Annotated in this window: 11 protein-coding genes; 7 read left to right on the top strand and 4 right to left on the bottom strand. The window is 45.8% G+C overall.

The annotated features are described in order from the left end of the window. Positions 1-31: 31 nt before the first annotated feature. Positions 32-523, bottom strand: a complete 492-nt coding sequence (locus ACZ2XM_RS00135; protein ID WP_490588209.1) for a thioesterase family protein — start codon at positions 521-523, stop codon at positions 32-34. A gap of 491 nt (positions 524-1014) precedes the next feature. On the opposite strand from ACZ2XM_RS00135, the gene hemB reads away from it, so the two are divergent. Next, positions 1015-2022, top strand: a complete 1008-nt coding sequence (gene hemB, locus ACZ2XM_RS00130; RefSeq protein ID WP_490588173.1) for a porphobilinogen synthase — start codon at positions 1015-1017, stop codon at positions 2020-2022. 319 nt (positions 2023-2341) lie between these two features. Here hemB and ACZ2XM_RS00125 read toward each other — a convergent pair whose 3' ends face one another. Then, on the bottom strand, positions 2342-2929 hold the full coding sequence (locus ACZ2XM_RS00125; RefSeq protein ID WP_490588174.1) for an OmpW/AlkL family protein: 588 nt from the start codon (positions 2927-2929) through the stop codon (positions 2342-2344). Positions 2930-3324: 395 nt separating this feature from the next. Between ACZ2XM_RS00125 and ACZ2XM_RS00120 the strand changes: the two genes are divergently transcribed. The 6 genes from ACZ2XM_RS00120 to ACZ2XM_RS00095 all read left to right on the top strand — a co-directional run bounded on the left by ACZ2XM_RS00120 (position 3325) and on the right by ACZ2XM_RS00095 (position 11068). Continuing rightward, a complete protein-coding gene (locus ACZ2XM_RS00120) occupies positions 3325-5361 on the top strand; it encodes a UvrD-helicase domain-containing protein (protein WP_490588175.1) in 2037 nt (678 codons plus the stop codon). Between the two features lie 342 nt (positions 5362-5703). After that, the gene (gene mgtE / locus ACZ2XM_RS00115; protein WP_490588176.1) at positions 5704-7089 is read left to right on the top strand and encodes a magnesium transporter; all 1386 of its coding nucleotides are present in this window, start codon (positions 5704-5706) and stop codon (positions 7087-7089) included. Positions 7090-7219: 130 nt separating this feature from the next. Further along, positions 7220-7684 carry a dUTP diphosphatase gene (gene dut / locus ACZ2XM_RS00110; protein WP_490588177.1) on the top strand — a complete coding sequence of 155 codons (465 nt, stop codon included), beginning with the start codon at positions 7220-7222 and terminating at the stop codon, positions 7682-7684. 263 nt (positions 7685-7947) lie between these two features. Further along, the gene (locus ACZ2XM_RS00105) at positions 7948-9723 is read left to right on the top strand and encodes a phosphomannomutase/phosphoglucomutase (protein ID WP_490588178.1); all 1776 of its coding nucleotides are present in this window, start codon (positions 7948-7950) and stop codon (positions 9721-9723) included. A gap of 137 nt (positions 9724-9860) precedes the next feature. Further along, on the top strand, positions 9861-10772 hold the full coding sequence (argB, locus tag ACZ2XM_RS00100) for an acetylglutamate kinase (protein ID WP_490588179.1): 912 nt from the start codon (positions 9861-9863) through the stop codon (positions 10770-10772). A 65-nt stretch (positions 10773-10837) separates the two neighbouring features. Further along, positions 10838-11068: a hypothetical protein gene (locus ACZ2XM_RS00095; RefSeq protein WP_490588180.1), complete on the top strand. Its 231-nt coding sequence runs from the start codon at positions 10838-10840 to the stop codon at positions 11066-11068. Between the two features lie 153 nt (positions 11069-11221). On the opposite strand, the gene ACZ2XM_RS00090 is transcribed toward ACZ2XM_RS00095, so the two are convergent. Both ACZ2XM_RS00090 and ACZ2XM_RS00085 read right to left on the bottom strand, forming a co-directional pair. Continuing rightward, entirely contained in the window at positions 11222-11581 is a 360-nt protein-coding gene (locus ACZ2XM_RS00090; protein ID WP_490588181.1) for a hypothetical protein, read from the bottom strand. 254 nt (positions 11582-11835) lie between these two features. Next, positions 11836-12201, bottom strand: a complete 366-nt coding sequence (locus tag ACZ2XM_RS00085; protein ID WP_490588182.1) for a Spx/MgsR family RNA polymerase-binding regulatory protein — start codon at positions 12199-12201, stop codon at positions 11836-11838. Positions 12202-12276: the final 75 nt, after the last annotated feature.

Genomic DNA, 12276 nt, shown 5'->3' with positions numbered 1-12276 from the left:
GCTATAATATTTTTTGGTTATAATCGTCCGCTTAATAAGCAAAGGTAGCAATACCCATAGCTATACTTTTGCCTTCGTCATTCACCATTTCCATCCGCATAGTGCAGCCTTTACGGCCCATACGAATGACTTCGGCACTAGCGATATATTGCTGGCCGCGTCCTGGTGCCAGATAGTCTACCCGTAAATCTACGGTAGCTAGTCGCGCCATTTTTTTATGTTGCTCGCTTAAAGTACCTTGATCACGACGATACAGCTCTAACATAGCAACAATACCAGCAATACTGTCTAGCATTGTGGCGGCGACACCCCCATGTAGGATATTGAAATGCGTATTGCCGACCAGCTCGCGTCTCGCGTCTAGATAACAGCGGATGGTATCGTCTTCAAACCGCATTTCCATCTGATTAAAAGTCAGATAAGGGGTCTTGTTAAAAGCAGCGACCAATTGCGCGCCCGCCACTTCGATAGGCACACGCTGTGTTTTATCCATCAGCTCAAGATCAGGGTCACCACTCTGCATAGTGTTAACAGCCGTTGCGCTGACTTGGTCCGTATGCTCGTCATGCTGTGTGAGCGTCTCTTGTGACTCAGTAGTAGCGGTGCTCACAAGGTTTTCAGCTATTGTAGTAGCAGCAGGGGCTTGCTTTGTCATGTAGGTATCCTTCGGTTCTAATAGCTTGATTGACAATAAGTTAAATCGCTATAGATAGCACAATAGGTGTGTAATAGCAGCAGGCGCAATTTTATCATAATGCGATTTTTTATTGGTCGCGCAACACATAATGCTACTAACTGCTTAGACACAAATAATCCCAAACTTACCAACGTTTTTATGGCTTTGGGCCGCTGACGTATTTTAATTTTATCTGCCTGTGAGGGTTTCTAGCTTTGCTAGAGGCTTATTGCAGCGCTATTTTTACCCTCTGGGTCTACTCTAACGTTACTCTATACTTTAACGTTGATTGGCAGGCCCATTGCGGTAAGGTTTACTTGTCAAATAGGACTTACACTATGACTTATACTTTTAATCGTGCTTACCCTTATACCCGTCTGCGTCGATTACGTTTTAACGATAATATCCGGGCGATGGTACGCGAGGTCGAGCTTCATCCTAAGCATTTGATTGCACCAGTTTTCGTCATCGAAGGCACTAATGAGCGCCAAGCAGTCGCTAGTATGCCGGGGGTTGAGCGATTATCTATAGATTTATTAATCGAGCACTCAAAGGCATTACTCGCTGAGGGCGTGACCACGATTGATATCTTCCCCGTACTCGATGCCAGTTTAAAGACGCCAGATGGCAAAGCCGCTTATGATGCCGATGGCCTAGCTTGCCGAGCGGTTGCTGCGGTCAAAGATGCGATACCTGAAATGGTCGTAATGACCGATGTGGCGCTGGATCCGTATACTTCGCATGGTCAAGACGGCGTATTAGACGATACCGGCTATGTCATCAATGATGATACCGTCGATATCTTAGTAGAGCAGTGCTTGGCTCACGCGCGTGCTGGTGCCGATATCATCTCGCCGAGTGACATGATGGATGGCCGTATCTTGGCTATGCGTGAAGCGTTAGAGACTGAAGGCTTTGTGAATACTGCAATCATGGCTTATTCCGCTAAGTACGCCTCTGCTTATTACGGTCCTTTCCGTGATGCGGTAGGCAGTGCTGGCAACCTAAAAGGCGGCCATAAGAAACAGTACCAAATGGATTTCGGTAACCGTGCTGAAGCGTTGCACGAAGTGGCAATGGATATTCAAGAAGGTGCTGATATGGTGATGATCAAGCCCGGTCAGCCGTATTTAGACCTGATTCGCGAAGTCAAAAATACTTTTGGTGTCCCTACTTACGCGTACCAAGTCTCGGGTGAATACGCAATGCATATGGCCGCTATCCAAAATGGCTGGCTCACCGATGCGGTCATTTTGGAGTCGTTAATGGGCTTCCGCCGTGCAGGTGCTGACGGTATCTTGACCTACTTTGCTTTAGAAGCTGCACGTCAATTAAACGCTCTATAAGCAATTAAAATAGTTAGAGAATGATTGTGAAATCGCTGTCCTGACCTATGTTGGGGCGACGATTTTTGCTTTAATCAGGACTATTCTTGCCATCAAAATAATCCTATCACTTTTACAATCGGCTTAGCAAAAATCCAAATTTATAAGCTAGTTATTCATAAAAACTATATCTACCGTCTCTAATCGCTAGCAAAAAATAGCCATACTGTCTTTTTATTCTAACCATAAAAAAAGCCAGCAAGTGCTGGCTTCTTAATAGTAAAACTGGGCTGTATTTAGTTGCTCAAACTCTTAGTAAATCTAGAAGCTTTTGATAAGTCTAAAAGCTCTTAATATAAGACACGCCAAATACCCAAGGATTAATATCCACAGTACCGATATCTTTGCCATTTAACTCAACATCTGGTTCGATATTGATATAGCGGGCATCAACACGCACAGCATCACGAGCGGCGATTGGGAAGTCCACACCGATATGACCAGCTACGCCAACGCTATCTTTCACTTTTAAGCTAGCTTCATTCAGATAAATGCTTTCTTTAAAGAAAGTCGTATAGTTCACACCCACACCGACGAATGGCTTAACCATAGGATTCACATTATCAAAATGATATTGCAAAGAGACAGTAGGAGGCAGATGCTGAGTTTTAGCTTTGATGACGTTACCAGCCGCATCAGTTAGCGTCATATCATGATGAAACGGTAGCGCAGCCAGTACTTCTACGCCGATATTGTCCGCAAAAAAGTATTCGCCCGTTAAAGTAGGACGGGTATCAGAATCGAGATCAACTTTTAAAGTATCGTTGACTAAAGAGCCATTGTCATCGGCTGGCATCACATAGCCTGCACCAACGCCTACGGTCCATGACCCAGCAGGGGCCGCTATAGCAGAAGTGGCCAAAGTCATAGTACAAGCAGTCGCAGCAGCATTAATAATGCGTGGCGTTTCATCGTAAAATCCTTAATTCATCACTATGGAGTCTTTGCCCTGCCCTCTCATGGACAAGGCTTGAGGTATAAAGGCACGCTTTGTGTCTCGATTTAGGCTGACAAGTTAAGGCCAATATTGCCTATCGTTGGCAATTTATTGATATATCCTTACTGTCAGTAGTGATTATAATAAATATCCTTACTTTTTGTAAGGTTTTATTTGAAAACTTCGCTTACCCGACAGTCAAAACCTTTCTCATTGGCCGTGTCCTTTTGTTACTTTTATCTCTATAGTTGCGGTTGTTATTTGCCCCTCACCCACTATAATAAGCCAAGTTTTTTTATTTACAGTTCTTACTATTAAGGTATCTCATGAGCCAACTTAACCCCAAACAACAAGAAGCCATGACCTACGTATCGGGTCCCCTTCTCGTATTGGCAGGCGCCGGCTCAGGCAAGACTTCCGTGATTACCCAAAAGATTGCTTATCTGATTGAGCAATGCGATGTACCGGCTGAGCGCATTACCGCCATGACCTTTACCAATAAGGCGGCGCGTGAGATGAAAGCTCGGGTTAGCAAATTGCTGCCGAGTGAAAAGACGCGTGGCCTGACGGTTTCAACGTTTCACCAATTTGGCCTGCAGTTTTTACGCTATGAGCTGTTGCATACCCCGCTTAAAGGCAACTTCTCCATCATGGACTCCGACGACAGCAAACGCCTGCTGATGGAGCTGATGATGCGCGATAACCTATCCGGTGCTGAGAGCCGCGAGCTAGTCGGTAAAGCCATTAAATTTATCTCGGATTGGAAAAACGATCTTATCGATCCTGATAAAGCGATGGAGACTTTAGAAGATCCCGAAGACATGATTTTTGCGACGCTTTATGCCCTCTATGAGCGTAATTTGCGCGCTTATAACGCCGTCGACTTTGATGACCTGATTGTCTTGCCCGCCAAGATTTTGCGCGATAGTCCGCAGCTGCGTGATAAGTGGCAAAACCGCATTCGCTATCTATTGGTCGATGAGTATCAGGATACCAACACTGCCCAGTACGAGCTCATTAAACTGGTCGTTGGCGTGCAAGGTCGCTTTACTGTGGTTGGCGATGATGACCAATCCATCTATGCTTGGCGCGGTGCTAAACCTGAAAATATGGCGTTGCTAAAAGAAGATTATCCTAAGCTAAAAGTGGTTAAACTCGAGCAAAATTACCGCTCAACCAGCCGTATCTTAAATGCTGCCAACACCGTTATTCGTAATAATGAGCATTTATTCGAAAAAGCGCTGTGGTCGGATAAAGGTGAAGGCGAAAAGATTCGGATTATTAATTGCCGTAACGATGACGATGAGTCTGAGCGCGTGGCGAAAGAAATCGTCACTCATAAACTGCGCTATGGCAATGAGTGGGAAGATTACGCGGTTCTATATCGCAGTAACTTTCAGGCGCGTATGTTGGAGGCGCAACTGCGTCAACTGCAGGTGCCCTATAAGCTCTCTGGCGGTCAGTCGTTCTTTGCGCGCAGTGAAATCAAAGACATCATGGGCTACCTACGGCTAATTCTGAACCCTGAAGATGACAGTGCCTTTTTGCGTATTATCAATACACCAAAACGAGGTATGGGCCCAGCGACCCTGGAGAAACTAGGCTTGTTTGCGCAAGAGCACAATATCTCGCTACTAGCGGCTTGTACTCACGGCGGGCTAATCCATACTTTGCCAAGCAAAGCGCATGGTACGTTGAAAGAGTTTGGTGACTTTATCGAGCACTACACCCGTGAGCTCGACCAAGAGCCGGACCCTATTCCTATCGTGCGCCAGATGGTCGATGAAACCGGCTATATCGATGTGGTGAGAAGTGAGGCGAAAACCCCGCAGCAAGAGAAAAACCGTATTGATAATATCGAGATGCTGTATACCAGTATCCAGTCGCTTATCAACCGTGCCGAAGACGACGAAGACCGTACCATTGATGCGGTCATTCGCAAGTTGATATTGCTCGATATGCTTGAGCAGCAGCAGGAAGAAGAGAATACCAACAAGGTCAACCTTATGACCTTACACGCTGCCAAGGGTCTTGAGTTTAATAACGTCTATATCATGGGGTTAGAGGAAGAGCTGCTGCCGCATCGTAACTCTATTATGGAAGAGTCGGTGGAAGAAGAGCGCCGCCTCATGTACGTAGGGATTACTCGCGCTCGTAAAGAGCTGACCTTGACCTTAGCCGCTCAACGCCGGGGTGGTGGACAGATGCGCCCGACTACCGAAAGCCGCTTTTTGGAAGAGTTGCCCGAGGAGCATCTCGATTGGCCGGCCAAAGCTAAAAAGAAACAATCGCAAAAAGATCCACAAAAAGTCGCGGATGAATACTTGGCCAATATTCGCGCGATGCTAAAGGGTAAAAAATAAGCTTTTATATTATTATTCATAATTGCGGTTTATGATTGCAGTTTGCGATTGTGAACTGCGGACTTTTCCCAAAGTAAGCCTTTCCCTAAAGACTGAGTATAAACCTGTACTTTTTAACCTAGCACTTTAGGGAAGGTTTTGGCTTAAATATGGCTAATTTAAATCATTAAGCCTTAATATCTTATAGATAAAGTTAAAAACTTAATAAAAACCCTATTACCTTAGGCTATACCTACCCTCATTTACCGCTCGTCACCCTGTCATTGTGTTGCATCATCATTATATCGTCACTGTGTCATTGATTCGTTACTATCCGCCCATTACGCCCTGGACTACTCAGCGATGACTACTGCTCAAACCCCGTCTCAACCTACTCTCAACGCGCCGACTTATAACGCGGAAGACAAACTTATTACGCTACAGACGTTAGTAGCGGAGCGCTCAACCGAGGGTATTGCAGCGTTTTTGGCAGAACAGTCGCAGTACGAAATTGCGAACTTGCTCCAGTCCTTCCCTAGTGATGACCGCCAACGCATTTGGGCGCAAGTCCCAGTCGACCTTAAAGGGGAAGTACTGGCAGAAGTCGAAGAAGATATTCGCCAACCGTTGATGCGCAATATATCCTCACAAGAGATTTCAGTATTAGCGCAAGACCTGGATGCGCAGGATATTTCAGAGATTCTAGATGCGGTCTCTGAGCGCGTCCGTGCCAATGTCATGGCGACGCTCGATGAAGACGTGCGGATTCAGGTTAATCAACTGAATACTTATGAAGATTGGGAAGTCGGCAGCTATATGGATCCGGATATCATCCAGATTCATGACGATATTACCTTGGCAGAAGTGCAAGCTTGGTTGCGCCTCGATGACGACCTGCTCGATGACCAGAGCCAAGAGTTGCTAGTCGTGGATCAAAGCCAGCAGCTGCTAGGGCTGCTCAGCTTAGTCGATTTGATTAAGCACCCACAAGATACTAAAGTCTCGGAGCTAATCGATCCAGCGGTAACGATTAACGACCGGATGGATATCCAAGACGCTGCCTCTATCTTTCGCTCGGAAGATATTCGCTATGCCCCAATTATCAATGAGCATGGCGAGTTGGTCGGTCAGCTTAACGGCGAAGACATCATGGAAATCATCCAAGACGATGTCGACAGTACGATGAAGCATTTGGCGGGGGTTAGCGATGACGAAGAATTATTTGCGCCGATTTTAACCAGTGCGAAAAGCCGCAGTATTTGGTTAGGAATTAACCTTGGTACGGCTTTATTGGCCGCTGCGGTGATTGGTCAGTTTGAAGCCGTATTATCGAAAGTCGTGGCGCTAGCTGTCTTGATGCCGGTCGTGGCGAGTATGGGTGGTATTGCAGGCAGTCAAACCTTAACCGTAGTGATTCGCGGCTTGGCGATGGGTCAAATCGGGGGGTCTAACCGTTGGTGGCTGTTCAATAAAGAGCTGTGGGTCGGCGCTATTAATGGCGTTATTTGGGCGTTAATTATGGCGGGTATAGCACAAATTTGGTTCCACGATATTAAGATTAGTATGGTCATTGGCTGTGCCATCGCTATTAATATGACGGCGGCAAACTCTTCGGGGATTGCCATTCCGCTAATGCTAAAACGTATGAATATTGACCCCGCCCTCTCAGCCTCGGTGATTTTAACGACCGTTACTGATATTGTCGGTTTCTTATCCTTCTTAGGGCTTGCCAGTATTTTAATTCTATAAAATTATTTGTTCCTTTTCTTATTTTGCTTTTTTCGTTTAGTTTTTTTCTTACTAAGCTCTTTTTGTGCTTATATTTTTCACAGTAATACTTTTTACTCTTATATTTTCATTTTTTAAATTGGATATCTTTATGAACAGCGTTCAAGTCAAAATTCTTAACCCAAAAATTGGTACTGACCCTGATTTTCCGTTACCTACTCGCGCTACCGATGGCTCTGCCGCTATCGATTTACGCGCCTGTATCGACGAACCTATCGCTATTAAAGCGGGAGAGACCCAATTAATTGGTACAGGCATTGCCGTCTATATCGCTGACCCCAATTACGCCGGTATTATCCTACCTCGTTCAGGTTTAGGCCATAAGCACGGTATCGTGTTGGGCAACTTAGTTGGGCTAATTGATGCCGATTATCAAGGCGAATTAATGGTCAGCGTATGGAACCGTAGTGATATGGATTTCATCCTACAGCCGGCTGAGCGTATGGCGCAATATATGGTCGTTCCGGTCGTCCGCCCTACTTTTGATGTGGTAGAAGAGTTTAGTGACCTGAGTGCCCGCGGTGCTGGTGGCTTTGGTCATTCAGGCCGTCAGTAAGTCTTAGCAAGACTTTAGCTTAGCTTTTATTTTAACCCTTAGCTAAATGCTGATTTTTCAGCAGGGATTAATCAGTGATAGGGTGGATTAATCCCTGCTTAACTACTAATACTAAATTAGCAAAACCCGACCAAAACTGATTTTTTATTGACCTTAGGGCTAATAGCGTTTAAATTAATTAGATAGCATTGAAATTGCAACACAATGTTTCCGAATTTGCTTTAATATAAATCGTTTAGTGGATTGTCTTAGGGATCTCTATCTTGCCTACTCAACTTTATTCGTCTCAGCGCTGTTTATTCAAAGCCTACGATATTCGTGGCGAGCGTGCGTTGTTTACCGATAATTTTGTACGGGATTTAAGCCTAGTATTTACTGAACAATTATTGAAAGAATCACCTAACACTATAGTGGTAGGCCATGATGTTCGTGACGGTAGTAAAGCTATTGCCCAACAGTTTTTCCAGACTTTGCAAGCCGCGGGGATTGCTAGCGTTTGGTTAGGCATGGTCACTACCCCAATTATGGCGTTTTGGGCGCATCAATACGATGGCTATGGCATTATTGCTACCGCCAGCCATTCACCGGTTAATATTAACGGTATTAAGTGGTTATGGAATGGCGAGTCGCCCAGTAGTGACGATATCATGGCGCTCTATCAAGCATTATTGCAGCAGGCTAACTCCGCGGCTGTGGCTACATTGACTAATCCTGTCCCCCCATACTCAGATACCGCAGAGCCAAACACCCTAAAATCAGACGGCCTAGAGTCAGACACCTCCTGTCGAGCAGACCTGCTATTTCCGTGTACGCTTAATACCGCTACCATAGCCGATACCTACTTTACCGGCATGGCCACAGCGTTACGTTATATTCAGCAAACCCAGCAACCGGCTAGCCCGCAGTCCCCTATTCAACATACCCCCTTTAAGGTCGTTATTGATTGCCTCAATGGCGCTACCAGCGCTTTTGCTCATGGGCTATTTGCGCAATTTTCTGAGCTATGTAGCGACGTCATAGTACTAAACGATACCCCTGACGGCACTTTTCCTAAAGGCAATCCCGACCCTACTGAATCCGGACGTCTGCAAGAGCTACAACAAGCCGTTATTAATCATAAAGCCGCTATCGGATTTGGTTTTGATGGCGATGGCGACCGCTTGATGGTCGTAGACGAGCAGGGTCATATCGTGGCACCCGACCATTTGCTCTATCTGTTAGCCCAGATTGCTATTATTGAGCGTGACCCAAAGTCTACACAGTATTCAGCAACGCCCACATCTTCTGCGAACACTGACTCGAACCTAGACCACAAATCAGAGCCTAGCTCTGATAGCCGTCCTGCCGTACTGTTCGACGTGAAATGCTCGCACCACTTGCCCATGTTAATTGACCAAATTGGCGGGCAACCTAAGATGAGCAAGACGGGCAGCAGCATCATGCGCAAGACGCTACAGGCTGGCGATAATCAGGTGATATTTGCCGGCGAGCTGTCCGGGCATTTCTTATTTAACGACGGTTATTTCGTCTTACACGATGATGCGATGTATGCCGGGGTCAGATTACTGAACTGGTTAAGCCGCCAACCTCTATCGTTGGCCGCTATAGTGGCGCGCCTGCCGAGCATGGTCAATACCCCTGATGTCTATTTGCCTTTGCCACGGGTTGAATATACCGGCACTCAACAGCAGTCAGTCTTACAAAAGCTCTCAGGTTTATGCCATCAGCTTATATCCTGTTGCCCCAATGACTTCAACCTATTACTAGCCAATCAAGGGCAGTCTGCCACGCTCACAGACGCTAATAGCATGGGCCTGCCGAGCAATACCCGTCTCACCTGTATCGATGGTATTCGCTTGGATTTTGCTACGGGCTTTGGCGTCATTCGTCCCTCCAACACCAGCCACAGCATTACCGTGCGCTTTGCGGGCAATACCATGGCAGATTTGCATGCTATCCAACAGCGTTTTGTAGCATTATGCCAACATATTGACGGTGGATTGGCAGATGAGATAGCCAAGATACGTCCAAGCGGTTAAAATACCCTCACTTTTTGCGACTAGCTGTCCTAGTTCCCTTATGACGTCTGCTAGCTGGCAAAATACCTGTTATACCTTAAGCCCAAAGCTACTCTTACTCTCCCTCCCAACTACAACCCTGCCTGCGTGAGTCTATTATGTCGCTAAACTTTGCCGAAGCCAAAACCACAGCCGAAGTCCTAACCACTGCCCTGCCTTATATTCAGCGCTTTGAAGACAAGATTATCGTCGTTAAATATGGCGGCAATGCGATGACAGACCCAGCTTTAGAGAGCTCGTTTGCACGCGATATCGTATTGCTAAAGACCGTCGGCTTACATCCCGTCGTCGTGCATGGTGGTGGCCCGCAAGTGGATAACTTATTGAAAGAGTTGGGGCGTCAGTCCGATCGTATCGATGGCATGCGCGTTACTGACAAAGCCACTATGGACGTGGTAGAGATGGTTCTCGGCGGCAGCGTTAACAAGTCTATCGTGAGCCTAATCAGCAAGCATGGCGGCCGGGCTATCGGCCTAACGGGTAAAGATGCCAACTTAATCCAAGCCAAAAAACTGCTAATGAATAAGACCGACGCCGAAGGTAACGTCAAAGAAGTCGATTTGGGCTATGTGGGTGAAGTGGTCAGCGTCAATAAAGAAGTGATTATGATGCTGATTAATTCCAACTTTATCCCCGTCATTGCACCACTGGGGGTAGATAGCGAAGGCAACACTTATAATATTAATGCCGACCTAGTCGCTGGTAAAGTCGCTGAGTTTTTGCAAGCCGAGAAATTACTACTGCTGACCAATATTAAAGGCGTCTTAGGCAGAGATGGCGAAGTTGTGACTGGCCTCACCCCTAAAAAAGTGGACGAATTAATAAAGGAAGGCGTTATCTCTGGCGGTATGATTCCGAAGATTCAATGTGCCCTCGATGCCGTCCGTAGTGGTGTAAAAAGTGCTGTCATCGTTGATGGCCGTGTGCCTAATGCGACTTTATTAGAGATTTTTACGAATGAAGGGGTCGGTACCTTAATCAGTCGCGATCTTGACGCAGCGTTAAGCTAACCGGGACTCAGCTTATACCACACGCTTATAATAGTTTTAGACAAGTATTGGTGATGAGATAAGTTATGGCACTCTGGATTTGGTGTACGCTATTTATCTGCCATAGTCTCTATTGTTGGTGGATTATCGGTTATGGCGGCGCCCGATGGGTAGCTGGTTGGAAGGCTTGGTTTTTTATTGATTGGCTAGCCCTAGACTGGACTGCTGAGCAAATCCGCATGTACGTGCTCATTATTTGGCTCGCCAGCCTAGTTTACTTTATCCTCGGCCTCTGGAAGCCCGAGCTTCGATTCTAAAGCCATCAACTTAATCCTCCTCCTATGCCCTGCAAAAAGGCCTACATCAGCAAATGACGTAGGCCTTTTTTATGCAACAGCTTCGCTAGCGAACAGCGTAGTTTTTATTCAACAGCAGACTCTTATTAAATAACATACTGCCTATTTAGCGGCTTAATAAGCACAAAATTCTACTGAGCTATGGTTACTATTCCCAAAAATCTTCATATAGTGATTGCCTTTATTCTGCGTATAGTAAGAGGTCTCATCTTGCTCGCGGTCGCCATCGAGACGGCCCTTAGGGCCTGAGACATACGCCACGCTGATTTGATCATCACCAACATTACGAATCACTAGATTCTGATTGGCCGCTAAATAAAGACGGAAAGTCTTACCGGTTTTGATATTACCGGAAAAGCTACCACAGTAGCTATTTTTGGCAAAAGTGACTTTGGTAGAAGGTTCTGCGGCTTGCACTGAAGTCATCAGCAGGGCAGAAGTGGCGAGCAAGGTGGTGACTAAAAGCTTTTTCATAGCGCTATCCTTGTTAGTATTGTTATGTCCATAATTAGGCTAATCTTTACTACTAGCTGTGAGCCGTCTAATGAGTAAGTTAACCTCTACTACTTCATCATAAGACAATTATCCATAAAGTCTTATGGTTTTGTGTGACAACCTGAGGGTGTTTTATACTCGCCTAGCCAATGCTAACTTACTGACCTGCATTACTATTTTTCTCAATAATTCGTCATTAAGTAGCTTTAGCTTAGTATTTACTTAGTCTGTCCTTAACCAAAAATCGCATCAAATTCCGCTTCATCAAAACCACAAAACAAGACGGCCTTATCCCCTAGCTCGCCTTCTACTAGCGGGCGTTTGATCATACTGGTATTGGCTAGCATAAGCTCTATAGCAGTAGCTTGATCGGCATCCGCTGCGGCCTTCTCCTCATCGCTTAATTTACGCCAAGTCGTACCGCGCTTATTCAACACTTTATCTAGTCCTAAGCGGTCTACCCACCGCCCCACACTGTCTTTATCAATGCCTTGTTTTTTATAATCGTGAAACTCGTAATTGACGCCGAGCTCATCCAGCTTAGTAAAGGCTTTTTTCATACTGTTGCAAGACTTGATGCCGTAGATAGCGATGGTCATATTGACTCCTTAGGGATGTAATAAATGAAACTAGTTAATGGGCCTGATAAATAGAGGGGATAAACGAACATTATA

This window comes from Psychrobacter sp. CoH-33_TS_01 (genome assembly GCF_058189395.1).
Note: the sequence above shows the minus strand (reverse complement) of the source record. Positions and strands in the feature narration are given on the sequence as shown.